Origin of the sequence: Vibrio aestuarianus (assembly GCF_028858425.1) — a bacterium.
Classification (GTDB): Bacteria; Pseudomonadota; Gammaproteobacteria; order Enterobacterales; family Vibrionaceae; genus Vibrio; species Vibrio aestuarianus.
The window spans coordinates 2,086,494-2,112,948 of sequence record NZ_JAKNYQ010000001.1 but is presented as its reverse complement, the minus strand read 5'-3'; the positions used below and the strand labels follow the sequence as shown (position 1 = coordinate 2,112,948).

General features: G+C 43.3%; 22 protein-coding genes and 2 pseudogenes. 10 read left to right on the top strand and 14 right to left on the bottom strand.

The features are described 5' to 3' along the window. Positions 1–163 precede the first annotated feature (163 nt). Both purR and torD read right to left on the bottom strand, forming a co-directional pair. Positions 164–1,171 carry an HTH-type transcriptional repressor PurR gene (purR, locus tag MCT08_RS09735; protein WP_053309975.1) on the bottom strand — a complete coding sequence of 336 codons (1,008 nt, stop codon included), beginning with the start codon at positions 1,169–1,171 and terminating at the stop codon, positions 164–166. A 268-nt stretch (positions 1,172–1,439) separates the two neighbouring features. Then, the gene (torD, locus tag MCT08_RS09730; protein WP_053309974.1) at positions 1,440–2,087 is read right to left on the bottom strand and encodes a molecular chaperone TorD; all 648 of its coding nucleotides are present in this window, start codon (positions 2,085–2,087) and stop codon (positions 1,440–1,442) included. A gap of 256 nt (positions 2,088–2,343) precedes the next feature. Here torD and torR point away from each other — a divergent pair, with 256 nt between their 5' ends. Continuing rightward, entirely contained in the window at positions 2,344–3,054 is a 711-nt protein-coding gene (gene torR, locus MCT08_RS09725; RefSeq protein WP_168522432.1) for a two-component system response regulator TorR, read from the top strand. 93 nt (positions 3,055–3,147) lie between these two features. Here the strand turns inward: torR and elyC are convergent, their stop codons facing one another. Further along, complete coding sequence (gene elyC / locus MCT08_RS09720; RefSeq protein ID WP_053310444.1) at positions 3,148–3,960, bottom strand: envelope biogenesis factor ElyC; 813 nt, start codon at positions 3,958–3,960, stop codon at positions 3,148–3,150. A 115-nt stretch (positions 3,961–4,075) separates the two neighbouring features. Here elyC and cmoM point away from each other — a divergent pair, with 115 nt between their 5' ends. The 5 genes from cmoM (at position 4,076) to MCT08_RS09695 (ending at position 13,005) form a co-directional block, all read left to right on the top strand. Then, a complete protein-coding gene (cmoM, locus tag MCT08_RS09715; protein WP_261917841.1) occupies positions 4,076–4,867 on the top strand; it encodes a tRNA uridine 5-oxyacetic acid(34) methyltransferase CmoM in 792 nt (263 codons plus the stop codon). A 2-nt stretch (positions 4,868–4,869) separates the two neighbouring features. Beyond that, positions 4,870–6,207 carry a chromosome partition protein MukF gene (gene mukF / locus MCT08_RS09710; RefSeq protein WP_274678325.1) on the top strand — a complete coding sequence of 446 codons (1,338 nt, stop codon included), beginning with the start codon at positions 4,870–4,872 and terminating at the stop codon, positions 6,205–6,207. Next, positions 6,188–6,919 carry a chromosome partition protein MukE gene (gene mukE / locus MCT08_RS09705; protein WP_261926741.1) on the top strand — a complete coding sequence of 244 codons (732 nt, stop codon included), beginning with the start codon at positions 6,188–6,190 and terminating at the stop codon, positions 6,917–6,919. Before mukF ends, mukE begins: the two co-directional genes overlap by 20 nt. Further along, entirely contained in the window at positions 6,916–11,373 is a 4,458-nt protein-coding gene (gene mukB, locus MCT08_RS09700) for a chromosome partition protein MukB (protein WP_274678324.1), read from the top strand. The genes mukE and mukB overlap by 4 nt, the downstream gene beginning before the upstream one ends. 225 nt (positions 11,374–11,598) lie before the next feature. Further along, positions 11,599–13,005, top strand: coding sequence for an amidohydrolase (locus tag MCT08_RS09695; RefSeq protein WP_274678323.1), 1,407 nt, complete (start codon positions 11,599–11,601; stop codon positions 13,003–13,005). Between the two features lie 136 nt (positions 13,006–13,141). Here the strand turns inward: MCT08_RS09695 and MCT08_RS09690 are convergent, their stop codons facing one another. The 7 genes and pseudogenes from MCT08_RS09690 to MCT08_RS09665 all read right to left on the bottom strand — a co-directional run bounded on the left by MCT08_RS09690 (position 13,142) and on the right by MCT08_RS09665 (position 19,294). After that, on the bottom strand, positions 13,142–14,119 hold the full coding sequence (locus MCT08_RS09690; RefSeq protein WP_274678322.1) for an alpha-L-glutamate ligase-like protein: 978 nt from the start codon (positions 14,117–14,119) through the stop codon (positions 13,142–13,144). Positions 14,120–14,122: 3 nt separating this feature from the next. After that, the gene (locus MCT08_RS09685) at positions 14,123–15,631 is read right to left on the bottom strand and encodes an inactive transglutaminase family protein (RefSeq protein WP_274678321.1); all 1,509 of its coding nucleotides are present in this window, start codon (positions 15,629–15,631) and stop codon (positions 14,123–14,125) included. A gap of 14 nt (positions 15,632–15,645) precedes the next feature. Next, positions 15,646–16,083, bottom strand: a pseudogene (locus MCT08_RS18690) (ATP-dependent zinc protease family protein); the annotation flags it as partial. A 107-nt stretch (positions 16,084–16,190) separates the two neighbouring features. Beyond that, positions 16,191–16,395: pseudogene (locus MCT08_RS18685) on the bottom strand (ATP-dependent Zn protease); the annotation flags it as partial. Between the two features lie 128 nt (positions 16,396–16,523). Next, the gene (gene cmoB, locus MCT08_RS09675) at positions 16,524–17,495 is read right to left on the bottom strand and encodes a tRNA 5-methoxyuridine(34)/uridine 5-oxyacetic acid(34) synthase CmoB (protein WP_274678319.1); all 972 of its coding nucleotides are present in this window, start codon (positions 17,493–17,495) and stop codon (positions 16,524–16,526) included. Positions 17,496–17,587: 92 nt separating this feature from the next. Then, entirely contained in the window at positions 17,588–18,316 is a 729-nt protein-coding gene (gene cmoA, locus MCT08_RS09670) for a carboxy-S-adenosyl-L-methionine synthase CmoA (RefSeq protein ID WP_053309963.1), read from the bottom strand. Between the two features lie 111 nt (positions 18,317–18,427). Then, complete coding sequence (locus MCT08_RS09665; protein ID WP_274678318.1) at positions 18,428–19,294, bottom strand: DUF72 domain-containing protein; 867 nt, start codon at positions 19,292–19,294, stop codon at positions 18,428–18,430. Between the two features lie 275 nt (positions 19,295–19,569). On the opposite strand from MCT08_RS09665, the gene aspS reads away from it, so the two are divergent. Both aspS and MCT08_RS09655 read left to right on the top strand, forming a co-directional pair. Continuing rightward, the gene (aspS, locus tag MCT08_RS09660; protein ID WP_053309961.1) at positions 19,570–21,345 is read left to right on the top strand and encodes an aspartate--tRNA ligase; all 1,776 of its coding nucleotides are present in this window, start codon (positions 19,570–19,572) and stop codon (positions 21,343–21,345) included. 119 nt (positions 21,346–21,464) lie between these two features. Then, entirely contained in the window at positions 21,465–22,043 is a 579-nt protein-coding gene (locus MCT08_RS09655; RefSeq protein WP_274678671.1) for a thymidine kinase, read from the top strand. An 86-nt stretch (positions 22,044–22,129) separates the two neighbouring features. On the opposite strand, the gene MCT08_RS09650 is transcribed toward MCT08_RS09655, so the two are convergent. The 3 genes from MCT08_RS09650 to MCT08_RS09640 form a co-directional block, all read right to left on the bottom strand. Further along, positions 22,130–22,762: a YdcF family protein gene (locus MCT08_RS09650; RefSeq protein WP_274678317.1), complete on the bottom strand. Its 633-nt coding sequence runs from the start codon at positions 22,760–22,762 to the stop codon at positions 22,130–22,132. Beyond that, a complete protein-coding gene (locus MCT08_RS09645) occupies positions 22,755–23,588 on the bottom strand; it encodes an NAD(P)H-binding protein (protein ID WP_053309959.1) in 834 nt (277 codons plus the stop codon). The genes MCT08_RS09650 and MCT08_RS09645 overlap by 8 nt, the downstream gene beginning before the upstream one ends. Before the next feature lie 71 nt (positions 23,589–23,659). Continuing rightward, positions 23,660–24,550, bottom strand: a complete 891-nt coding sequence (locus tag MCT08_RS09640) for a LysR family transcriptional regulator (protein ID WP_053309958.1) — start codon at positions 24,548–24,550, stop codon at positions 23,660–23,662. Positions 24,551–24,646: 96 nt separating this feature from the next. Here MCT08_RS09640 and MCT08_RS09635 point away from each other — a divergent pair, with 96 nt between their 5' ends. Both MCT08_RS09635 and MCT08_RS09630 read left to right on the top strand, forming a co-directional pair. Then, positions 24,647–25,093, top strand: coding sequence for a PACE efflux transporter (locus MCT08_RS09635; protein ID WP_274678316.1), 447 nt, complete (start codon positions 24,647–24,649; stop codon positions 25,091–25,093). A gap of 33 nt (positions 25,094–25,126) precedes the next feature. Then, complete coding sequence (locus tag MCT08_RS09630; RefSeq protein WP_053309956.1) at positions 25,127–25,855, top strand: substrate-binding periplasmic protein; 729 nt, start codon at positions 25,127–25,129, stop codon at positions 25,853–25,855. Between the two features lie 10 nt (positions 25,856–25,865). On the opposite strand, the gene MCT08_RS09625 is transcribed toward MCT08_RS09630, so the two are convergent. Beyond that, positions 25,866–26,099 carry a TIGR02647 family protein gene (locus MCT08_RS09625; RefSeq protein ID WP_053309955.1) on the bottom strand — a complete coding sequence of 78 codons (234 nt, stop codon included), beginning with the start codon at positions 26,097–26,099 and terminating at the stop codon, positions 25,866–25,868. Between the last annotated feature and the right edge of the window lie 356 nt (positions 26,100–26,455).

Genomic DNA, 26,455 nt, shown 5'->3' with positions numbered 1-26,455 from the left:
TTCTAAGAATTAGAATAAATAAAAAATTGGACAAACATCACATTTGTATCTCTTATATGTGATGCCCATCTCAAAAGTTTCATGATTGAAAGTCAAATGTAATCCTAATTTTAAGAATATGGGCAGTTTTGACTTTCGAACGATTAACGAGCAAAAATTTGATTTATTTTTTTATATTTTTAACTGTTTTACGCTCAACAATCTCTGGGTGCATTTCAAAAATACGTCTTTCATGCTCTTTGTCTTTAATGCGTTCTAACAAAATTTCAAATGCATTTTTTCCTACACGGCGCTTAGGCTGGTGAATGGTGGTTAGCGGCGGTGAAAAGTATTCAGCGAGCTCAATGTTGTCATAGCCAATCACTGACATGTCATCAGGGACACGGATACCTTTTTGTTGTAGGCGACTCATTAAACCTAAAGCCATAGTATCGTTAAAACAGAATACAGCCGTTGGACGTTTATCCATTGCTGCGATTTTATCTGCGGCTAATACGGCAGTGTCACACTCGAAGTTACCTTCCAGTATCCAGTTTTCATTCACAGTTAGGTTCGCTTCTGCAAGTGCGCGTTTGAAGCCTTGAATTCGCTCTTGGCAGGCTGCCTTTTCGAAGTGACCACTTAGACATGCAATTTCAGTGTGACCATGATCGATAAGGTATTTGGTCGCTAGATAACCACCTTCTTCAGAATTATCGATGATTTTATCAGCTTGAGAGCTTTCTGGGCCCCAGTCCATTATCACCTTAGGGATATCGGCATGGCGATCGAGCATTTCCAGAAGCTCTTCAGTGAGGTCTGAACACATGACTAACATACCATCAACGCGCTTTTCTGCTAGCATGCGAATATAATCACGTTGTTTCTCATAGATACCGCCCGTGTTACACAAAATGAGCGTATAGCCTTGGCGATAGCAGTAGCTTTCCACGCCATCAATAACTTCGGAGAAAAACAAGTTAGTGGATTGGGTAACTAACATACCGATCGTACGGGTGGTATTACATTTCAAGCTACGAGCCACAGCACTTGGCGCATAGTTGAGTTCCGCTACTGCTTCCATCACTTTTTCTTGTGTAGCTTCAGCAACAAAGCGAGTTTTGTTAATCACGTGCGATACCGTGGTGGTTGATACGCCAGCGAGGCGAGCAACGTCTTTAATCGTAGCCATAAATTCGTTCCTGTCGATAATTGCAGAACGGTTGAATCAGCTTACCATTCAGCAGAGTTAGGCTTATTACCTTGTTAAGATTGAAGCCTAAAAGTAATAAAAACACAAAAACCGCCGGAAACAGCGGTTTGCATCTTAAAAATAATTTTTTATCGTTTTCAGTCAAGATTTTAGTCTGCAAACGTCAATCAGGCAATGAAAAATCTGCTTAATAAATCAGTCAATTGTCACAGTTGACTGATTTATTGTGTATCTATGTAAAGACGCACTAATCGTTAGACAAATACTTGCAGTCCAATTGAAGAAATGCCACTAGCAGTTCGGTTAATGCGCTATAGAACCCGAACTGATCAATTTGTTGGCATCGAAGGCTAAACTGAGGCACCCATGAGAGGATATGCTGTTGGATAAACTCATACTGTTCGACAAAGGCTTGATCTAAATGTTGTTCCTGTTCTAGCTCATTGGATCGAATGATCAAATTCCCCAGAAAATCTAATTCAATAGCAATGTGATCGGCTGGCTCATTCAGCGATGTGCTTACCGCAATGTTATGTGATGCCATTAATTCGGTCATCGCTTTTGCTGGTTCAGCATTGAGAAGACCTGATTGACCAATATAAATAGAGGCATATGGCAGAGCAGAATCTTTATTTGATTTTAGAAAAACATCACAGAAATCAGCGGCAAGCTCTAGTTGAGCATCTTCCCTATCCATGAGTCGATTTAATGCATCGACTAGTTTGTCAATTGCAGGTTTAAGGGTTTGGTTGTCACCTAAGCCAGTAAGAAATGAGCGAATGGCCTGAGTATGGTATTGTTCTAGTTCCTGCTCAGTTAGCTCTTTGACAAATAAGCTCGAAAGCCACCAGTAAATCTCGGCACGCTTTTCATTAAAGGCTTTAGTTTCTTGCATCATCTTGCTCCAAAAATAATTACTCTGCTAAGTTTAGCGAATAAAAATGAATAGCTATCACTATATAAATGAAAAAATATGACAGAAATTGTTATTTAATTAATACCGTCTTGGAAGGTTGTTTTGAATCAATAAACCAGCATTTTTCTCTATTTTTAGCCTGCGATGATAGAATTATGACGATTTATGAATAGAATAAATTTGTACATAGTCTCATACTGAGACTTAGGCATTTCCATATAAATAAGTGGTGTACATGAGCTATCACGTATTAGTTGTTGAAGATGACGCAGTAACTCGCAGTAAACTGGCCGGGTACTTTCAAAATGAAGGTTATACCGTTACAGAGGCGGAGAACGGTACTCAAATGCGAGAGGCGCTTCAGAACAACGTTATTGATTTGATTATGTTAGATATCAACCTTCCGGGAGAGGATGGTTTGATGTTAACGCGTGAACTACGTAGTCAATCTGATATTGGAATCATCCTGGTTACAGGTCGCACGGATAGCATCGATAAAATTGTTGGTCTCGAAATGGGGGCTGATGACTATGTCACCAAACCATTTGAATTACGTGAACTGTTAGTTCGTGTAAAAAATCTTTTATGGCGGATATCGACAGCCAATAATCAATCGACTGTTGGCGATACTTCTCAAAATGGTAATCTCGTTCGATTTGGTGAATGGTCATTTGATATTCAACGCCGTGCACTTAGTCGAAGTGGTGAACCGGTAAAATTGACAAAAGCTGAGTATGAGTTGTTGGTTGCATTATCTTCTTATCCTAACCAAGTACTGAGCCGAGAACGTATTTTGAATATGATCAGTCATCGTGTTGATGCGCCTAATGATCGTACGATTGATGTCTTGATTAGACGGATGAGAGCGAAGATGGAATTTGACCCTAAAAACCCACAAATTTTTGTGACGGTGCATGGGGAAGGGTATATGTTTGCCGGAGATTAGTCGTTTATTTTCGATAAAACACGTATCTCGTTGGGTTATTTGAGATGCCAGAAAATAAAAAACCGAAGTAGAGACTTCGGTTTTTTATGTATCTTACAAATTGCTTTCTTGTTGTGGAGCGTTTTCTAAAGCCGTTTCCTCGTAGCCGGATGCCCAATCACGTAGGTTTTGCCACAATAGCCCCAAGGTCTCATACCAATAGCGCTCCGTTTGTTCTAAGTAGCGAGCTCGAGGTGTGTATTTTTCCCAAGCCTGAGCGATATTGTTTTGCGCTAGATAATTGGTTGGCGCGGGAATAGGGGCGAGTCCTGCCGAGTAAAATTCGTTTAATGCGCGTTGCATATGGCTCGCTGAAGTGACGAGTACTAACTTGCGCTGTTGAACAAAGGCAGCAGCTTGTCTTGCTTCTTCCCATGTATCTTTCGCGGTTTCAAGCAAAATGATATCGGATTTACTCACTCCGAGTGCGAGCGCTACGGTTGCTAACATGCGAGCGTGACTAAATTCGGAGCCGCCAGAGTAACCAGACAAGATTAATTTTGAACCGGGATACATGCGCATCACTCGAATGCCTTCACTAAGGCGCATCAGTGCGGTTCGGCTGAGTTCAGACGTGGGGGGAATTTGATCGTCAACCACATGCCCACTACCAAGTACCATGACATAATCAATCGCTCCTTCACTAGGAAGGAATGCAGAATACTGTCTTTCTAACGGCATCAGAACACGAGTAGCGAAAGGTTGGAAAGAGATCAGGAATAGAGTCGTCAAAGATAACAAGACAATCATACAGCCAGTTTTACGTTTGGCTGTGAACATAATAAGCATTAAACCTACAAAACCGAGGATAAGCATCGCCGGGAGAGGCATTAATAATGAGGAAATAATTTTTTTCAGCTCAAACATAAACAAAATAGTCCGAAAAAACACCACTTGAATATAAAAAGGCATAAAGCCTCTTTATTCCTGCCATTCCTATGACAGAATAGCAGCACGATTCGTTATCATACCCCAAGCGACTGTGACTGAAGACCGGAATTTCGACGATATTGCCCACAAATTTGCAAAAAACATATATGGCTCTGACAAAGGTGAGATACGCCAAGTCATTGTTTGGGAAGATATCGAGCAATTACTCGCCATGTTTGGCACCAACCCCCAACCCTTGCATATTTTGGATGCGGGTGGTGGACTGGCACAAATGTCCCAAAAATTGGCCAAGCTAGGGCATCAAATTACATTATGTGATCTATCTTCGGAAATGCTGCTGTTAGCTGAGCAGGATATTGCAAAAAATAGCTTGCTTGAGCAGTATCGGCTGATTCACTCACCTGTGCAATCAATACAAGAGCATTTAACCGCTTCTGTCGATATGGTGATGTTTCATGCTGTGATGGAATGGTTAGCAGAACCGAAAGCGGCATTGCAAAACTTGTTAGAACAAGTCAGGCCGGGTGGAATGGCTTCCGTGATGTTCTACAACCATCATGGTCTGGTATATAAAAATGTGGTGTGCGGTAATATTCCTCATGTGCTGAATGGGATGCCACATCGCAAAAGATTTAAACTCCAACCACAAAAAGGTTTAAGGCCCGAAGACGTCTATCAATGGATCGAAGATGCGGGGTTTGAGATTTGTGGTAAATCGGGAATTCGTTCATTCAGTGACTACATCGGAAACGTAGCAAGTATGGGCGACTACCAATATGAAGACGTACTGGCACTAGAAAAACAATTGTGTAGACAAGAGCCGTACCTCTCACTAGGTCGATACATTCATGTGTGGGCGCAGAAAAAAATAGAGCAGGAATAACAATGAGTGAGATAACTCAAAGCGCTGCAGAGCAACCAATCGATGAATTGGTTAGCTGGGTAAAGCAGCACGATTTCTCATTGAACCTGACGACAGAGCGGCTTGCGTTCCTTATCGCTATCGCAGTACTGAGCAATGAAAGGTTTGATGAAGAATTAGGTGAGGGGGAGTTACATGACGCGTTCTCCATCGTCACTCGTATGTTTGAAGAGACAGGTGAAGCTTCGGCTTTTCGTGCTAATAACGCGATCAATGAACTGGTTAAGCAGCGATTGGTGAGCCGATTTACCAGTGAAGTAACCGAAGGTGTCAGCATCTACCGTTTATCGCCACTGGCGATTGGTATCACCGATTATTATGTTCGCCACCGCGAATTTTCGAAACTGAAACTCTCCATCCAGCTCTCCATGGTGGCGGATGAAATGGCAAAAGCCATAGAGGCGGCGCAAAAAGGCGGCACACCTGGACACTGGAAAAAGAATGTATACGGGGTGTTGAAGTATTCCGTCGGTGAAATATTCGACCGAATTGACCTTAACCAACGAGTAATGGATGAGCAGCAGCAGTCCGTTAAGCAGCAGATAGCTGAGCTCTTGAACAAAGATTGGCGTGAGGCGATCAACAACTGTGAGTCATTACTTTCTGAAACCTCCTCCACATTGCGTGAACTGCAAGATACATTGCAAGCCGCGGGAGACGAGCTTCAAACGCAGATCCTCGATATCCAAGAAATCGTTTATGGTTCTTCTGAACTTGAGTTTATTGAAGAAACCTTATTTGGTTTACAGATGAAGCTTGATCGCATTACAAGTTGGGGTCAGCAGGCTATTGACCTGTGGATTGGTTATGACCGTCACGTGCATAAATTTATCCGTACCGCGATAGATATGGATCAAAACCGAGCATTCAGCCAGCGCTTACGTCAATCAGTGAATGACTATTTTGATACGCCTTGGCATCTTACTTATGCTGATGCTGAACGTTTGACGGACCTTCGTGATGAAGCTTTGGTCTTAAGAGACGATGAAGTGATGGGGCAAGTGCCGCTTGAAGTGGAATATGAAGAATTCAAACAGGTCAATGATCAGCTTTCAGAGCGTATCGGCCAGATGCTAAAAGGTCATAAAGACCAAGGCATGCCGATAGACCTAGGTTTGGTGTTGAGAGATTACCTAGCCACTCATCCTCATACTCATCATTTTGATTTAGCAAGAATTGTTGTCGACCAAGCGGTACGACTCGGTTACTCAGAACACGATTACCGAGCGATTCAACCCGACTGGCAAGCGATCAACGATTTTGGCGCAAAGGTACAAGCAAATGTTATCAACAGATATTAATGAATACATGCCAGAAAACTTGGCAAAAGCAATTACGAATCCCCTTTTCCCCGCACTAGATAGCCAGCTTCGTGCCGGTCGCCATGTTTCTAGTGACGATTTAGATAATCACGCATTCCTATCGGACTTTGAGCCTGATTTAGCGTTGTTTTATCAGCGTTATAATACTGAATTAGTAAAAGCGCCAGAAGGTTTCTTTTATTTGCGTCCTCGTTCAACGGCATTGATTAACCGAAGTGTGTTATCTGAGTTAGATATGCTCGTCGGAAAAGTACTGTGTTTCCTTTATTTGAGCCCAGAGCGTTTAGCGCATGAAGGCATATTCACCAATCAAGAATTGTATGAAGAGCTGCTATCACTTGCTGATGAGAAAAAGTTAATGAAGCTCGTGACCAACCGAGCAAGCGGCTCTGACTTAGACAAAGAAAAGCTGTTTGAAAAAGTGCGTACATCACTGCGTCGCTTGCGACGTTTAGGCATGATCATCAATTTAGGTGATACCAATAAATTCCGTATCAGCGAAGCGGTATTTCGCTTTGGTGCTGACGTGCGCGTTGGTGATGACATGCGTGAAGCACAATTGCGTTTGATTCGTGATGGTGAAGCTGTGGTGCACACTCAAGAGCCAAACCAACGCAGCTTATTAGATAATGAACAAGAAATAGAAGAACAAGATGTTAACGAGCAAACAGAGTGGGAAGGTGAAGAATGATTGAACGAGGTAAGTATCAATCACTAACCATGATCAATTGGAACGGCTTCTTTGCTCGTACTTTTGATATTGATGGTTTGGTTACCACATTATCTGGCGGTAACGGTGCGGGTAAATCGACTACCATGGCAGCCTTTATTACTACGTTAATTCCAGACCAAAGTTTGCTCCACTTCAGAAACACAACCGAAGCCGGTAGCTCACAAGCTTCTCGTGACAAAGGTTTATACGGCAAGCTGCAAGCCGGAGCTTGTTATGCGGCGTTAGATGTTGTCAACTCGCGCAAGCAGCGCCTTTTGTTTGCGGTGAAACTGCAACAAGTGGCGGGGCGTGATAAAAAAGTTGATATCAAACCTTTTGTTATTCAAGGTTTACCGAGCCATATCAAACCGACCGATGTGCTAATCGAAAGTGTTTCCGACAACCATGCGCGCGTGCGTCAAATCAACGAAGTTAAAGATATTGTGGCAAAAATTGAAGGGGCGCATTTTAAAGCGTTCAATTCAATTGTTGACTACCATGCACAGATGTTTGAATTCGGTGTTGTGCCGAAAAAACTGCGTAACAGTAGCGACCGTTCAAAATTCTATCGTTTGATTGAAGCGTCATTATACGGTGGTATTTCGAGTGCAATTACGCGTTCATTGCGTGACTACCTATTGCCACAAAACGGCGGCGTTAAAAAAGCATTCCAAGATATGGAATCGGCTTTACGTGAAAACCGCATGACGTTGGAAGCCATCAAAACCACGCAAGCTGATCGTGATCTCTTCAAGCATTTAATTACAGAATCAACCAATTACGTGGCGGCTGATTATATGCGTCACGCTAACGAACGCCACAAGAAACTAGAGCAAACTTTAGCGTTACGCAGTGAACTGTTTGGTTCGCGTCATACTTTGATTGAACAAAACAATCTGCTCAATCGCGTACAGGAAGAGTTAGAGTTATTGGTTGAACAAGAATCCGCGTTAGAGCAAGACTACCAAGCGGCTTCTGATCACTTACAACTGGTGCAAAATGCACTGCGTCAGCAAGAAAAAATTGAGCGCTACCAAGAAGATTTAGAAGAGCTCAGTATTCGTCTTGAAGAACAGATGATGGTGGTAGAGGAAGCGCGGGAGCGCGTTTTAATGGCCGAAGAACAAGCCACCATTTCTGAAGATGAAGTGGATAGCTTGAAAAGCCAGCTTGCTGATTACCAACAAGCGTTGGATGTGCAGCAAACTCGTGCGCTGCAATACCAGCAAGCCGTTCAGGCATTAGATAAAGCTATGCAGCTTTTAGGCGATGACAATTTAACGCCAGACAACGCATCCGCATTGGTGAATGAACTTAAGCAGCAGCAAGATAGCAATACCACGACCTTGCTTGCATTAAAGCATAAGTTGGATATGTCTTCCGCAGCCGTTGAGCAGTTTGATCATGCGTTGAAATTGGTGCAAGGTATTGTTGGTGTTATTCCACGTAGTGATGCTGCTGCACAAGCAAAATTGGTTATCCAGCAAGCACGTGATGCCGAACAGATTTGCCAAAATGAACAGCAATGGTATGCGCAGCAACGAGACTTAGAGCGTCGCTTGAATCAACAGCAAACAGCGCGTGAGCTCGTAGCCGGTTACCAAAAGCAGCACCAAGTTGAATTACTTGATGAGCAAATGCTGGAACAAGAGCACGAACGCCACGCTGCGTTGATCGAGTCATTAGAATATGCTCAAGAAGAACTTCGTGAACAGCGCAGTGAACAGCGCCGTTTAGAGCAAGATAAACAGGCTGAAATTCAACGTTTAGAGTCGATTGCACCAACGTGGATTGCAGCAAACGATGCACTTGAAACATTGCGTGAACAAAGCGGTGCCGAGCTACAAGATAGCCAGTCGGTTATGGCACACATGCAGCAAGTACTTGAGCTCGAAAAAGCGCAGTCCATTGCCAAAGATAAACTGGCCGAGCGTCGAGCTCAATTGGATAGTGAAATTGAAAGGTTAGCATCACCAGGTGGTTCAAACGACCCGCGTTTAAAAGGGTTGGCTGATACTTTAGGTGGGGTCTTACTTTCAGAAATTTATGATGACATCACCCTCAGTGATGCGCCGTATTTCAGCGCCATGTATGGTCCAGCTCGGCACGCGATTGTTGTGTCTGATCTTTCTGGCATCAAAGAGAAGCTGATTGAGTTAGATGATTGCCCAGAAGATCTTTACATCATAGAAGGTGATATCGATGCATTTGATGACAGCTCATTTAATGCCGATGAATTGGAAGGTGCGGTTTGTGTTCAGCTAAATGATCGCCAGATGCGTTATTCTCGCTTCCCTGAAATCCCATTATTTGGTCGAGCAGCGCGAGATCAGCGTTTGGAATTGCTGCGTAACGAGCGCGAAGATGTACTAGAAGCGCATGCAAAAGCAGCGTTTGATTCACAAAAACTGCAACGTCTTTACCAAAGCTTTAATGACTTTGTGGCGAAACATATTCAGGTAGCCTTCAATGCCGACCCTGAGCAAGCACTACAAATCGCGCGTGAACAACGAAATCAAGTAGCCCGTATTTTGGCTGACTTAGAAGCAAAAGAGCAGCAGCAACGTAGCCAACTGCAGCACAGTAAACAAGCGTTAACTCTGCTTGATAAACTTGCTCCAAGTATGTTGCTGATTGAAGATGACGCCCTGCAAGCGCGTTTTGATGAATTGGAAGAAAAAATCAGCCATTTGTCTGCCGCCAAAGCATTTTTAAGTGCTCACCGCAAAACGATAGCTGAGCTAGAAAACATTGCTTCTGCTTTAGATACGGATCCTGAACAGTTTGAAGAACTGACCGTCCAATATCAACAAGCGGACCAAGCGCTGCAAGCGTTAAAAGTGCAGATTTTTGCATTGTCAGATGTGGTTGAGCGTCGCCATTACTTTAGTTACTCCGATTCTGTTGACCTTCTTAGCAAGAGCAGTGAATTGAGTGAGCAGCTTAAAGCTAAGCTGGTTGATGCTGAAAATGCTCGAACTCGAACTCGTGATGAGCTAAAACAATCGCAAAGCCAAATGAACCAATATAATCAAGTATTGGCTTCGTTAAAAAGTTCACATCAAGCCAAGCTTGAAACGGTTCAAGAGTTCAAACAAGAGCTGCAAGAGTTCGGTGTACATGCCGATGAAGGTGCGCAAGAGCGCGCACAACGTCGCCGCGATGAATTACAAGAACGTTTGCATAGTTCTCGTTCACGTAAGAGCGAATACGAACGCACTATTACCTCAACCGATCTTGAAATGAAAGCGTTAGTTAAGCGTTTAAAGAAAGTACAAAAAGAGTACCAAGACCTACGTACTTTTGTAGTCAATGCAAAAGCAGGGTGGTGCAGTGTACTGCGTTTAGCGCGTGAAAATGATGTAGAGCGTCGCTTGCATAAGCGCGAGCTAGCCTATTTATCAGCCGACGAGCTGCGTTCTATGTCTGATAAATCATTAGGTGCACTGCGTTTAGCCGTGGCGAATAATGAAGATTTACGTGATGCCCTTCGCTTGTCTGAAGATAACGCGCACCCAGAGCGTAAAGTCTTGTTCTATATTGCGGTCTACCAACATCTACGCGAACGTATCCGCCAAGATATCATCCGAACGGATGATCCTGTCGAAGCGATTGAAGAGATGGAAGTGGAGCTTGCCCGCTTAACGGAAGAGCTGACTCAGCGTGAAAACCGATTGGCAATCAGCTCTGAATCCGTGGCGAGTATTATTAAGAAAACTATCCAACGTGAACAAAACCGTATTCGCATGTTGAACCAAGGTTTATCGAACATTAACTTTGGTCAAGTGAATGGAGTTCGCCTTAATGTAAAAGTGCGTGAGAGTCATGAAATTTTACTAGCAGGCTTAGCCGAGCAGCAAAATCAGCACAAAGATCTGTTTGAAAGTGCACGTTATACATTCTCGGAAGCAATGGCTAAATTGTTCCAGCGTGTTAATCCACACATTGATATGGGGCAGCGTTCACCACAAGTATTGGGTGAAGAACTGTTAGATTATCGTAATTACTTAGAACTGAGTGTTGAAGTTAACCGTGGATCTGACGGTTGGTTACAAGCTGAATCAGGTGCACTTTCAACTGGTGAAGCGATAGGTACTGGCCAGTCGATTTTGCTGATGGTTGTCCAAAGTTGGGAAGAAGAATCACGACGTCTACGTAGTAAAGACATTATACCTTGTCGTTTATTGTTCTTAGATGAAGCTGCCCGTCTGGACACTAAGTCTATTTCGACCTTGTTTGAACTGTGCGACCGCTTAGACATGCAATTGTTGATAGCCGCACCAGAAAATATCAGTCCAGAAAAAGGCACAACCTACAAATTAGTACGTAAAGTGTTTAAAGATCACGAGCACGTGCATGTGGTTGGTTTACGTGGTTTTGGACAAACGGAAAAGCCCAAGTCAGAAGCGCAACAGATGGCTGAAATGCTGTAACTTACAGCGGTAGAAATTTCTAATCATCAAAACCCAATGTGTGTCTATGCATTGGGTTTTTTATTAGGGGCTTATGTCTGGTTTGGTAAGATTTATGAGAGATTATGACAACATGATTTATTGTGAATCGATGTCACGCTTTTCAATCTTAGGCAATAAAGCTAATCAATTCACTCATTTCTTCACGTATGATCGACGCAATTTTTGATACATCGGGTGGTTGTAATGTTTAAGAAAACCTTATTAGTGACGTCGATAGCGGCGACTTCTTTTATTAGCTCTTTCGCTATAGCGGCAGAAAATGTGGATTTACTCATTACCAATGCAACGGTATTGACGATGGATAACGATAAGAAAGTTTATCCAAACGGGTTGGTTGCTGTTAAAGAAAATCAAATCGTTGCGGTGAGTGATGGTCGCGATATTGACCAATACAAAGCGCTGCAAACCATTGATGCGGAGGGTGATATCGTAATGCCCGGTCTAATCAATACCCATACTCATGTCTCGATGACGGTGTTCCGCTCCCTTGCAGACGATGTGCCGGATCGTTTGCATCGATATATATTCCCACTCGAAGAAAAATTGGTATCACCGGATATGGTGCGTATTGGCGCTCAGCTCGGCAATGTAGAAATGCTCAAAGGTGGTGTGACTACTTATGCTGATATGTATTACTTTGAAGATGAAGTGGCCAAGACGGTCGATAAAATTGGTATGCGAGCGGTGTTAGGTCAGACGGTCATCCAATTCCCCGTAGCTGATGCGCGTAATGCCGAAGAGGGCATTCAATATGCACTTAACTTTATTGAACAATATAAAGATCACCCACGAATTACGCCAGCCTTTGCTCCGCATGCACCGTATACCAATACCACTGAAATCTTACAGAAAATCAATCAGTTATCGCTCAAACATCAAGTGCCCGTTCTGATTCATCTTGCTGAGTCTGATCGCGAAGACCAAGTGATTGCTGAGCGTAGTGGTGGCAAAAGCCCTGTGGCCTATATGGCTGATATTGGAGCATTAACCCCTAACTTAGTGGGGGCGCATGTTATTAATGTCTCAGACAGTGATATTGAACTGCTGAAGAAACATGATGTAGGTATTGCCCACAACATGAGTGCCAATATCAAATCTGCGAAAGGGGTATCACCTGCACTAAAAATGTTTGATGATGGATTACGTATCGGGCTAGGGACCGATGGACCAATGTCAGGCAACACATTAAGTACAATGGATGAACTGAACCAAGTGGCGAAAGTGCATAAACTAGCGAATAAAGATCGCGCAGCAATGCCGCCAATTAAAGTGGTTGAGATGGCAACAATTGGTGCGGCGCGAGCTCTACACATGGAAGATAAAATTGGTTCGCTTGAAGTTGGTAAGCAGGCCGATATTATCGTCATTGATACTAAAGCGCCGAACATGGTACCTGTATATAACCCTTACTCTGCCTTAGTGTATTCTGCGTACGCGACCAATGTTAAGCACTCCATTGTTGATGGTAAGCTATTGATGAAAGATAGAGAAGTATTGACGGTTAACGAAGACGAGATTCGTCAGGAAGCGTTAACGTTTGCCGATAAGGTGCGTAAAACAGTCATCGAAAGTGGCAATGTGGTTCAATAACACTCCACTACTGTGGGCTTATTTATGAAAATGGGTGGTAATGTGAAAGATGCACATTACCACCCATAATTTTTCAGTTAAACAATCAATCCATGAGTGCTTATGTGAATGTCATCATGCACGAAGTGCTTGAGCATTAGTCGACCAACTCTCCAGTACCAAAATGTTTGGCTGCATAAATCACACGCTCTTCGGCACTTGGGTAAATAAGAGGTGAGCCCAAACCTTCAATATGTTGTAAGCGTGGAAGTAGGCCTGCACCATTTGCAATTTGTATCGCAAGACCTGGGCGTGCATTGAGCTCTAGAACCATAGGCCCTTCTTCTTTATCCAACACCATATCTGTACCCATATAGCCAAGGCCTGTCATTTCCCATGCACTGGATGCAAGTGTGAGTAGCTTTCTCCAATGAGGTACTTGCAATGTTGCTAGCTCTTTTCCGGTATCGGGATGTTCAGTAATAGGTAAGTTAAATTGTACTGCGCGCACAGCTTTGCCAGAGGCGATATCGATACCAACCCCAACAGCACCTTGGTGCAAGTTTGCTTTACCATCTGAAGCCGAAGTTGATAGGCGCATCATTGCCATTACGGGATAGCCTTTAAATACGATGATGCGAACATCAGGAACACCTTCGTAGCTAAAGCCATCAAAGCAGTTATCAAACTTAATCAAGTTTTCGACAACCGCTACATCGTTCTTGCCACCCAAAGAAAACAGACCAGCTAAGGCATTACTAATATGACGCTCAACATCTTCTTCATTGATACTTGTACCCGATGGTTTGGTATAAACGCCATCTTTGTGTGAGGTGATTACTAAAATCCCTTTGCCGCCACTGCCTCGCGCAGGTTTTATAACAAAACCCGGCCAGCCTTTGACCATATTATGGATACGTTTTACATCGGCTTGATTGCTGATCACACCAATCAATTTAGGTACGGTACATCCCGCTCGTTCAGCAATCAATTTGGTTTGCAGTTTATCGTCAACCAGTGGATATTTTGAGCGATCATTGTATCGACCAATATAACTGTGGTTACGTTTATTCATACCCATAATGCCTTTACGGCGTAACTTAAGTGGCGAGGTGTATTCTGATAGTGAAAACATCCTTTAGTCCTCGGCTAGTGGTTTAAAGCGACGAAGTTCACTTAAGCGGTATCCTGTGTAAGTCCCTAGTAACAAAATAGCGGCCAACACGATAAGTTGTAATCCGATAAAGTTAAATGTTAAATGCTGCACGTATGAGTTAGTCATACCGAGGTAGATTAATACCGAAGTGAAAAGGGAGCCTCCGCCTTGTAAAAGAACCTCTTTTGCTCCTTCTTCTTCCCATAGAATCGACATACGTTCGATTGTCCAAGAAAGAATGATCATCGGGAAGAAGGTAATGGATAAACCCTCAGTTAAACCGATCTTAAAGGCCACTACCGTAAAGACGGAAATGATCATAATAACCGTAATGATTACGGCTGAAATCCTGGCCACTAACAGCAAGTTCAATTTCGATAAATAGCTGCGAATGATTAAACCAGTTCCGACAATCAACAAGAAACCGACGATACCGGTTAATAGCTGAGTTTGGACAAAAGAAACGGCGATCAATACTGGCATAAAGGTACCAGATGTTTTCAAACCAATGATTACGCGTAAAAAGACAACAATAAGCGCACCAATGGGGATCAGCATGATAGTTTTAAACATCGCTTGCTCTTCAAGGGGCAAGCTGTGAATGGAGAAGTTTAAAAGCTTGTCGGCTTCAATTTTGTTATTGGTTGCCGTTTGTGATGACACTTCTTGCGAGAGCATTGTGAAGTGAACTTTGCTATTTTGACCGCCGATGACATCAAGTAGGGATACGTTCGACTCGTCCCAAACCAATAGGTTTGGATGGGTAGGCTGAGTCCCTGTTTCAGGGTTAAACAATAGCCACTGTTTGCCATTCCATATTTGATTCATGTGTTGAATCATTTGGCGTCGACGACCATCCTCCAAAGTAATAACACCAACGACTTTGTTTGGCACCTGAGCATAAGAAAGCAATTTTTCCGTCGCCTCAACTTTGGTCATTGTATTCAAAAGCAATGATGAATTTTGGCTATCAGTATCGTTGAGTGCTTTGATTAATTCCCTGGTGAAAGTGATGTCGTCTGCCGAACGTTGGTTTGCTTGCTCAATTAAGGCTAGCGCTGCGGCTTCTTCTGGACCATTAAAGGTCGGTTTAACCACTGCTTCATCAGTAGGAGGAATTGAGTCGCTATCGGCTTGTGGATCCACCAAAAATTGAGCTTTGTAATAAATAGTTTGTGGACCTTCAGCTTTACGAATCGACCATTCTGCGCGTCGGCCTGTGTCAGTTGTAATGTAGGATACGCCGTAACCCGGGGATGATGAGGACTCATTAATTAAGGTGTAGCCGTCCTGTGTATGAGGTACAGCTAACGAAACTTTCGCCTCTTTATCCATGGCGGTGAATTCGACTCTAGCTTCAATATCCCAAACTTGGCGAGTTTCTCCGGGTGTCCATGGCACCCCATAGGTCTGATGGCGAAATACACTGAGTGTGATGCCTGCCGCTATCAATAAGAATATTGATAGGTAAAATGGAACTCGTGATGTCATAAGTTACCCTAGTTTTATTTAGTTTCCGAGTGGATGTATTGGCGACTGACATCGACTAACGCGATATCTCGAATAAATTCACGACCTAGCAAGATAGGATGACTCATTTGAGAGCGATCAGCTAAAGTGAATTGTGCCTTTTCGTGAATGCTGCCTAGTTTTACCCATAGCTCCACCACCGCACGACGCTCAGTTTCACTATTAGTTGACTGACGAATTTTCACGAAACGAATAATAGGGGACTCGATCCAATTACTATCATCGGTGGGTTTGACACCGTCTGAAAGGTGAAAACGAACCCAGTTTTTGCCATTACGTTCAAATTCTTCAATATCAATAGCATTGAGTGATGAAGTTGCTGCTCCCGTATCGACACGAGCATCGAAAGATTGTTTTATCGAGTCTATGGTGACTTTTTCAACCTCACCCAGCACCACGTCAAAGCGAGACTTTTGAATTGATTGAGTTTTGAGATTTGGTGTTGATTTTTGCGAGTCGGATACTGAATCGTTTTGCTGAGTTGACGCGCTGAGGGTTTTTATCTTCGCGATTTTTTGGTCGAGTTTCGAGATTTGTTCCTCGAGGTTCTCAATATAATCGTTCTGGTTACTTAACTGAAGTTCCAGATTGCCCATCGTATTGTTGAGGTTAGATTCAGACGTTTGAATCGCTGCTAGGGTAGCTTGATGGTATTGTTCGCCATTGGTCAGTGCGCAGCCTGACAGTAAAGCAATCGCAGCAACGGGTGCTATTCGCTTAAACATTTGCGACCTTATTTTGTTTGGTGGATAAGTGCTTGTAAACCCAAGTTTAGCCCATAAAAAAGGATGCGTGAAGCATCCTTGGGCAAGGTTAATGTTATACATACCACAAAGCGTTAAAACTGTGTCAATTATGGCTTTTTAGCGACAAGAATGGCACGCCTTGGCGCAGGGTAACCTTCAACCGTTTTTGTCGGATCGTTAGGGTCAAGATAATCCGGCAGTGAATTATGTGTCATCCACTGCGTGGTTCGCTGCTCACCCACCGAGGTGACATTTTCATCGACGATACGAACATCTTCAAATCCACATTTTTCTAGCCACACTTTAAGCGCTTTAGCGGAAGGGAAGAAGTAGACGTTACGCATTTGTGCATAGCGGTCAACGGGAACCAAAACCGCATTTTCGTCACCTTCAATAACCAAGGTTTCAAGGATCAACTCTCCGCCAGAGACCAATTGGTTTTTTAATTGAATAAGATGATCTAATGGTGAACGTCGATGGTAAAGCACGCCCATGCTAAATACCGTATCGAACGCATTGAGCTCAGGCAATTGCTCTATCCCTAACGGCAGTAAATGTGCTCGTTGATCGTCACCCAGTAACTTTCGCACCGCCTCAAATTGCACCAAGAAAAGGTGAGATGGGTCAATACCCACGCATAAACGAGCACCTTCGCCAAGCATGCGCCACATGTGATAGCCGTTGCCACAGCCGACATCCAAAACGGAGCGATTATTAAGTGGTGAAATGTGCGGCAATACGCGATCCCATTTCCAATCAGAGCGCCACTCTGTATCAATATGGATATCATGCAGAGTGTATGGTCCTTTACGCCATGGGTGAAAAGTCTTAAGTAAGCTTTCCAGTTTTTTTTGCTCACCAATTTCAAGGGGTGAACTATTTGATAGAGTGACTGAGTTTTTCAGATCAATATTATCTGGTATTCCCGCAGGGATCTTGTTGAGCGCTCGTACCCAGCGGTCAAAGTCACCATGTTCAGCGTTTTGCCAGTCCGTCAATTGCTGTGGCAAAATGTTCAGCCAAGGTTGAAGACGAGTATCTTGGGCGATCAGTTGATAAAAATTGGCAAAGTTAAACATTGTACAAGGTATTCCTAGCATTGGGTAAAAGCCCTAAAGACGGCGTAGAGATGGATACTCACACCGTTAGAGAGAATGGGGTAAACATTAAGCTATTTAATAGCGAACATTGAGCCAAAATTGAAGCACTGAAACCAGACTTCGAAGCTTGAGAAACCAATTTGCTCAAAGCGTGCTTTGTGAGCGGTGATAGAGTCAGGACGCATCACATTTTCAATCGCACTGCGTTTTTGACTGATTTCAAGTTCGCTATAACCATTAGCACGCTTAAAATCATGGTGTAAATCTATCAAAAGTTCATGAGCCGTTTCGTCTTCAAACACATATTTCTCAGATAAAATCAGTATGCCTCCGGGGCGAAGGCCCGCGTAGATCTTTTCAAGCAGCGCCAAACGATCTTCAGGCGACAAAAATTGCAGAGTGAAATTGAGCACAACAACCGAGGCATCGCTGATTTCAATTTCTCGAATATCGGCTTCGATTACCTCCACTGGCGTGTCAGAACGGTAGGCGTTGATGTGCAGTTTGCAGCGTTCAACCATTGCAGGAGAATTATCAACCGCAATAATTTTGCAACCTTCTTGCTTGATATGGCGACGCATTGAGAGTGTTGCTGCGCCTAACGAACAACCCAGATCGTAGATCGTCGAATGAGGTTTTACAAAACGTTCAGCTAGCATCCCAATGGCAGAGATTATGTTGCTGTACCCCGGCACAGAGCGTTGGATCATGTCTGGGAATACTTCAGCAACACGTTCATCAAACGTGAAATCACCAATTTTATCGATCGGAGCAGAAAAGATGATGTCTTTATGGCTCATGGGTTTACCTCACGGCGGCTAGCAAAAGGGCAATGGTTATTCTAATACCCCAAAAAAGGCGCGTATTTTATGAGAAAACCATGCGTCTGTCATTAATCTCAAGCAGTAACTTTAAAACATGGTGATTTGGTGGTTATTTTTCTGTGCAGGAAATGAAGCCAGTTTGGGCAGCGTAATCTGCTGTTGAAGTTGTTGGTAGAGCTTTAAGGCAAGCTGCGGAGCTTCGACATTATCTGGCGTATGTATCATTAAGTAAGGCTGCTTACCTTGTGCAATCCATTGTGGCAACTTAGCCATCCAAGGGGTAAAAAAGGGCAGGTTAGCCTCTAATTCAGGGTGGCCAATAAAGCGAACCATTGGTTTATCCGCAGTGCTAATCGCATGGACCGGTACTTTTGGTTTCTTTTTGTGGGCATCAATAATGGCTTCTGTCGTCGGTTTTGCCGCAAAAACAGGGCGACTATCCATAATGATCCGATTGGCGTTGATTTCCAATAACCATTGATTCAATTGTTTCTCAGCTTCCCCTTTGGCAAAAAATTCAAGGTGTCGTACTTCAATGCCCAAAGGGAAATTGGCAGGGAAATAGGTGCAGAACCTTTTTAAACTAGCGATATGTTGCGGGCCGAAAGCTGCGGGTAATTGAATAGTCCAAAGGCCGACGCGATGATGTATTGGCTCCATTAACGTCATGAACGTTTTGAGTTGATCCTGACAACCATTCAGCATGTATTGGTGAGTAATGGCCTTTGGCAATTTAAAAGTAAAACGAAAGTGATCACTGGTTGCGGCTTTCCAGTTTTGCACCGTATTGGCAGAGGGGGATGCGTAGAAGGTGGTATTGCCTTCTACGGTATGAAATACGCTGGCATACTTTTCTAGCCGTTGTGCTGCTTGGGTGCCAGAACCATAGAATCCGCTTTGCCATCTAGGGTGCGACCAAAGAGTGAGCCCCAGTCGTAGTGGTAAATCTGCCATAACTACCTTTTATTCACTTTTAAAAGAATTACTCTACGAGAGTTTTGATGATTTGGATATTTTAACGCTATAATCAGCTCCAATTTTTCGGTTGTATGACTATTTGGGTTGATTATTGGCCTAAAAAGCAGCAACGCTTGATAAAACACAACAAATTGTATTCTGGAAGGTCGATTTTGCACATCTTTCAGCGTATAAATGGAACTTTGCGCTGCCGAGACATTGAAGCTCAGTAGCTTAGAATTGATAACTAATTAGAGATTGGGAAATTCATTATGCGTAGCCATTATTGTGGTCACCTGAACAAGTCCCTCGCAGGACAAACTGTAGAGTTGTGCGGCTGGGTTAATCGCCGTCGTGATTTAGGCGGTCTTATTTTTGTTGATATGCGAGATCGTGAAGGCATCGTTCAGGTGGTGGTTGATCCGGATATGGCCGATGTATTTGAAGTTGCCAACCAACTGCGTAATGAGTTCTGCATTAAGTTGACTGGTGAGGTTCGCGCTCGTCCTGAAAGCCAAATCAATAAAGATATGGCAACGGGTGAAGTTGAAATTCTAGCAACGGGTCTTGAAATCATTAACCGTTCAGATGTACTGCCTCTCGATTTCAACCAAAAGAACTCTGAAGAGCAGCGTTTAAAATATCGCTATCTTGACCTACGTCGTCCAGAAATGAGTGATCGCATTAAACTGCGTGCTAAAGCATCAAGCTTCGTTCGTCGTTTCTTAGATGAAAATGGCTTCCTTGATATTGAAACACCTGTGCTTACCAAAGCGACACCAGAAGGTGCGCGTGATTACTTAGTGCCAAGTCGTGTTCACAAAGGCAGCTTCTATGCATTGCCACAATCTCCTCAGTTGTTTAAGCAATTGCTGATGATGTCTGGTTTTGACCGTTACTACCAAATCGTAAAATGCTTCCGTGACGAAGATTTACGTGCTGATCGCCAACCAGAATTTACTCAAATCGATATTGAAACGTCATTTATGAGCGCCGATCAAGTGCGTGAAGTGACGGAAAAAATGGTTCGTAACATGTGGCTTGAGCTACTAAATGTAGACTTAGGTGATTTCCCTGTGATGCCGTATAGCGAAGCGATGCGTCGTTTTGGTAGTGACAAACCGGATCTACGTAACCCATTAGAGCTTGTCGATGTTGCAGACCTAGTTAAAGACGTTGATTTTAAAGTATTCTCAGGCCCAGCAAACGATGAAAAAGGTCGCGTAGCGGTTATCCGTGTTCCTGGCGGCGCTGCATTGACTCGTAAGCAAATTGATAGCTATGCTGAGTTTGTTGGTATTTATGGTGCGAAAGGTTTGGCATGGATGAAGGTCAACGACCGCGCTGCAGGTATGGAAGGTGTTCAATCTCCAGTCGCGAAATTCCTTTCTGAGGATGTGGTAAACGGTATTTTAGATCGCACACAAGCAGAGTCTGGCGACATCATTCTATTTGGCGCGGACAAGGCAAACGTTGTTTCTGAAGCATTGGGTGCACTACGTTTGAAGTTGGGTAAAGACCTAGAGATCACCAATGACAAAGCATGGGCACCGTTATGGGTTGTTGATTTCCCAATGTTTGAGGAAGATGACGAAGGCAACCTACATGCTATGCACCACCCGTTCACATCGCCATTGAATTTAACGGCTGAAGAGCTGAAAGCTAACCCTGCGGTTGCTAACTCTAATGCTTATGACATGGTTCTAAACGGTTATGAAGTTGGCGGCGGTTCGGTACGTATTCACAATGCAGAAATGCAATCAACCGTTTTCGATATCCTTGGTATCGATGAAGCTGAGCAAAAACTGAAATTTGGTTTCCTTCTAGACGCACTGAAATTCGGTACACCACCGCATGCAGGTCTTGCCTTTGGCCTTGACCGTCTTGTGATGTTGTTGTGTGGAACCGAGAATATTCGTGATGTGATCGCCTTCCCTAAAACGACCGCTGCAGCGTGTCTGCTAACAGATGCTCCAAGCCTAGCGAACCCAGCTTCGCTGCAAGAGTTGGCTATCGCTGTTACCGCAGCCAAAGAAAAAGCGGAATAAAAATAGTGAGTAGGGTGGCGAAAGTCACCCTTTTTATTTTTGGTTGGTTATAAAGCAACCTCGTAATTTGAGTGAGCATGTCTCTCTCGCCAATTGACTTAGTGACAGGAACCTTTCTTTTGGCTCAAATGTATTTTTACTACTCTGCGATGAATGCAGGGAAATCCACAACACTTCTGCAATCTTCATTTAATTATCAAGAACGTGGCATGACGCCGGTCATTTTCACGGCGGCGATCGACGATCGTTTTGGTGTTGGAAAAGTAAGCTCACGTATTGGTTTAGAATCTGATGCTCAATTATTTCATGCTGAAAGTAATCTTTATCAAGAAATTGAAACATTGAATAAACAGCAAAAGCGCCACTGTATCTTGGTCGATGAGTGCCAATTCTTATCCAAAGAGCAGGTGTATCAATTAACTGAAGTGGTCGATAAACTACACATTCCCGTACTTTGCTACGGCTTACGCACGGATTTCCTTGGTGAGTTGTTTGAAGGCAGCAAGTATTTGCTTTCTTGGGCCGATAAGCTGGTGGAATTGAAAACGATTTGTCATTGTGGCCGTAAAGCCAATATGGTGATCCGAACGGACGAACATGGTGTCGCGATCGCAGAAGGTGATCAAGTGGCTATTGGCGGTAACGATAAATATGTTTCAGTTTGCCGCGAGCACTATAAAGAAGCGTTAGGTAAATAGCCCTCCTCCTTGAAGCTGTAGTATATCCGTTGACCCCAACCGCAGTATTATACAAAGGGAGGTTAGCCTCCCTTTGTATGTTTTTGTCAAAGGTTTAATCTCAATAAAGCGTGATACGCTTGCTCGACCTCATCTGGAATAATTTGCTTCGTTTGAAAGCCTTGGTCGGGGTAGGTTTTTATCCTCGAAAAATCCTCAAGTAGGGCAGTCAATGCCACATCTAAAGTGAATTCCTCGTTGAGGTAATCGAAAAACGATTCGCCAGTCGAGGTCACAACCAGTGATTGGTAATGCTCAGGCCATTGTTTTTCGAAAGTCGCAAAGGCTCGGCGTTCCATAAATGGTTTTTGAACCAAAATAATACGCTGTGTTTGTATCGATTTTTGCTGAAGTAGCTCGTGAGTTAATAGCACGTTCTCTCCTGAATTTGTGGCGTGAGTTTCGAGTAGAATATGTTCACTCGGTACGCCTGCATCTTTAGCAATGGTGGCGAATGTTTCCGCTTCGCTTTTGTCAAAAAGTCCTTCAGTAAAACGACCCTGACCACCTGAAAACATTAGGTAAGGTGCCAGTTTTTGATGATATAGAGAGGCCGCATATTCAGCAACACAAATATCATTGCTGCAAAAAACAAGGATAATGTCAGCCGGACTGAGTTGTTGCCCCATTTGCATGTATTGCCAGAGCGTTTCAATATGTTGGTATAGATGTTTACTCATGGATCGCGAGAGCCTCTAACGTGTTGCCATAGTGGAATTGATAACCTAATTGTTCGATTTTGTTACTCATTATGCGTTTATCTGCAATGTCGACAATGGGAGGGAGAGGAGAGTTTAATTGTGCGGCATTCAGCGCTGCTTGATAAAACTCGGCTTTACTGACAGTTTGTGGTGTCGTGGCATTCACAATTTGATTCGACAATTTTTCCGCAGCAAAAGTCACCACTCCGACAGCATCCTCCAGATGCAACATATTTGCTGGTGCCAATCGACTGACTTGCGGCAGGCGCGCCGCAAAGCGTGAGGGATGACGATTCGGGCCAATTAACCCACTACAGCGCACGATAACGTAATTAAGATCAGAATCGATCACATATTGTTCGGCTTGGAGCATAATTCGTGCACCATCACTGAAGGCTTCATTTTGTTGTGCTAACAATAATGAGGCATCTTGTTCTAGCATTTCCTTTGCTACGTTAGGGTACACCGATGTAGAACTGACCATAATTATTTTTTTCACATTGGCGAGTTTGGCTTGCTCAACCAAATATTGCCACTGCATGGGGTAGTCTTGCCCTTTTCCTTTTCGTAAGCCCGGCGGAAAACAGCCAATAACAATGTCACTGTGTTGCTGAATAAGGTGTTGGGATAAACTGTGATCGCGCTGAGTTAGATCGCAGCGAAAAGCGTGTAACCTTTTGTCTGTCAGCTCGTCAACACCAGAAAGGGTGGTTCGGCTAGCATAAACATTGTGCGCTTTCGTAGACAGAGTTTGCGCTAAGGGAAGACCTAGCCAGCCTGTACCGATAATCGTTATTGTACTCATGAAACAAGTTCTCCCTAAGTTGTTACATCATTAAATAGAGCTTCTACCTTGACCAACGAGTGGTCGTTTTCTTAAGAAAATGCCAATGGACGAAGTGTCCGAAGAAGTTGCCGCGCGGCTTTGTGAATAGGGTCAGAACTCAATTTTTGATGTTGAATCACGTCGATATTCGTAAACCAAGCTAATTGTTCAAACTCCACCGGAACGCGAACCAGTTTACCACGGGCATGTTCACTTTCCGCGAGGTGAGTTGGCAGTAAGCACCAACCAAGACCATCAATCGCCATCTCTAGCAATAAATAATAATTATCGGCATACCAAATGTCGGGGCTGAGTGCTTGATTGACGCTACTGAACTTATGGTTACGTGAGCGAATAATTAATTGTCGATGAAGCCTAAGCATATCAATATGTGCCGCCTTGTTACGAGCCAGTTCATGTCCAGCAGCGACATAGACATCAAATTTTATCGAGCCAACACTTTCGAAATCTAAATTGCTGGGTAACACAAATTCACTAAATACGATCCCACAGGTGGCTCTTCCTTGTTCCACCATCTCGATGACGTCAGAACTTGAAGCGCTCAGACACTCTATTTCAATCATCGGAAACTGCAAAGATAACTCGCTAAATAGACGCGGAATACCTTGCAGCGGAATACCTTCGTCCATGGCCAATGAAAATTGTTGATTCGGTGTAGAAGCGAGCAACTTGGCATGGTGGGTTAGGCGTCGATGTTGTTGCAAGGTCGCTTCAGCATAAGGTAACAGCTTTTTACCTTCGGTCGTGAGCTGTGGGTATCGACCGGAACGGTTAAATAAAGTGACGCCACAATCAATCTCAAGGTTCATTATGTGTTGGCTAATCACCGATTGTGCCTTGCCGAGTTGCCGAGCAGCACCTGAAAACGACCCTGAAGTGATCGTTGCAACATAAGCTTCTAATTGTTCAATGCTCAACATATCTATTTAACCGATACTATCTAATTTTTAAGTATCTATAATATAGATGAAAATGACGGCATCAAAAATATCTCAATCAAAAATAAGAGAGATTCTATGTCGGTCAAAGAACGAATTTTCCATGCTGTTGTTTTTGAACTTACCGCACTCGCAATTTTAATTCCTCTTTCAGCCTTGATTACAGGGCAGGGTAGTGGTGACTTGGCTATGGTGGGGGCTGGATTAAGCTTACTTGCCGTAGTTTGGAACTATCAATACAACATTCTATTTGATCGATTATTTGGCAGTGATAGATCTGGCCGAAGCGCGAAAATACGGCTCTTACATACCACTGGTTTTGAAGGTGGGCTGGTTTTTGTGTCTATCCCTGCTATTGCTTGGGTTTTAGAGATCACGCTTTGGCAAGCACTGATATTGGATATTGGATTCCTAGTGTTTTTCTTTATTTATACGATGGTCTTTAACTGGTGCTATGATAAATGGCAACCGTATAAACTTTTGTCTTTAAGATCAGAGGCTCAAAAGAGTGATGAGCTAAAATAGTTAAGTAACTGAGTAGTGAGGAGATTTCAGGGCGTGAAGTTTAGGATATTACTCATATTACTAGTTGCCTTTAATGTGAATGCTGAACGGCAGACGGTTTACCTCACTTCATTGGAGTGGCCGCCTTATTCTGGCGCTCGTTTGAAAGAAAATGGTTTCTCTGTGGCAGTTGCACGAGCCGCATTCGATATCATGGGTTATGAGCTCGAGGTCGATTTTAACCCATGGTCACGCACGGTCGCATCGGTCGCTAAGAAAGATCTCTATATTGGTTACTTCCCTGAATATTTTTTTGAAACGGACAGTTTTGTATTTTCTGAGCCAATAGGGACAGGGCCTCTTGGTTTTGTTGAGGCGATAGCAAAACCAATTTTATGGCAGTCTTTACAGGACTTGACCGATTACCGTCTTGGTGTTGTGCAAGGCTATAAAAATACTGCTGAGTTGGATGAGCTAATTGAAAAAGGTGAGGTTGATTGGGAGGCTGAAATTGATGACAGACATAATATTTACAAAGTGGCTAAAGGGAGGCTTGATCTTGCGGTGATTGATGTCAACGTGTTTGAATATTTAGTTGCTACAGACGCAAGAGCAGATATCCTTAAGTCACGAGTTAAAATGAATGAAAGGTTATTGTTGGATGCTGAATTGTTTGTTGCATTTAAGAATACAGAACAAGGTAGGAAATGGAGAGGAGTGTTTAATGAAGGGCTAAAGCAAGTGGATATTGATGCTATAGCCCAACGTCTGAATCACAAATAAACGCTATTGACTAAGAGCATAGCACTCGTAAGACTCGCTCTGCATGTTCAGCCACTTCAATTCCTTCATTGGTCAAGTAGCCACCGTCAGGCAGAGTACATAGATTTTTATTAAACAAGCTTTTCACTGCAGATTGTATCTCTTCAGATGCATCATTGTGCACTTTAATGCCTGTCGCAGCACTGCTTAAGTCAAATTGAAGCAGCAGATTTAGCTCGGCGATATGTTGTTGAGTAAATTTCATCTCGGCACCTATATAGTGAATGATTTTTTCTCACCATAAATTGCTCTTGATGTTGCTGCAATCAGTTGTTGTAAGAAGTGTTAGCTGCAACCAAATTGGGGATATTTCACACAGTATTATCCATTGAGTCAGAAACCCCCGATTCTCATTGCAGCGCTGATAACTGTCTAACTTGCATTGAGTGCGCATATTGAGAATGTCGGCATTAATCGAGCTGAAGAGATAAAATCATCAATGTGCAATAAATCGACAATTATTCTGAATTGATCTCTGTTTACATGATTAAATTCCATGCATCATGTCACGGTAAAAACATTTTCAGTAAACATCAAAAATAGCCCTTGAATTGATCGGGA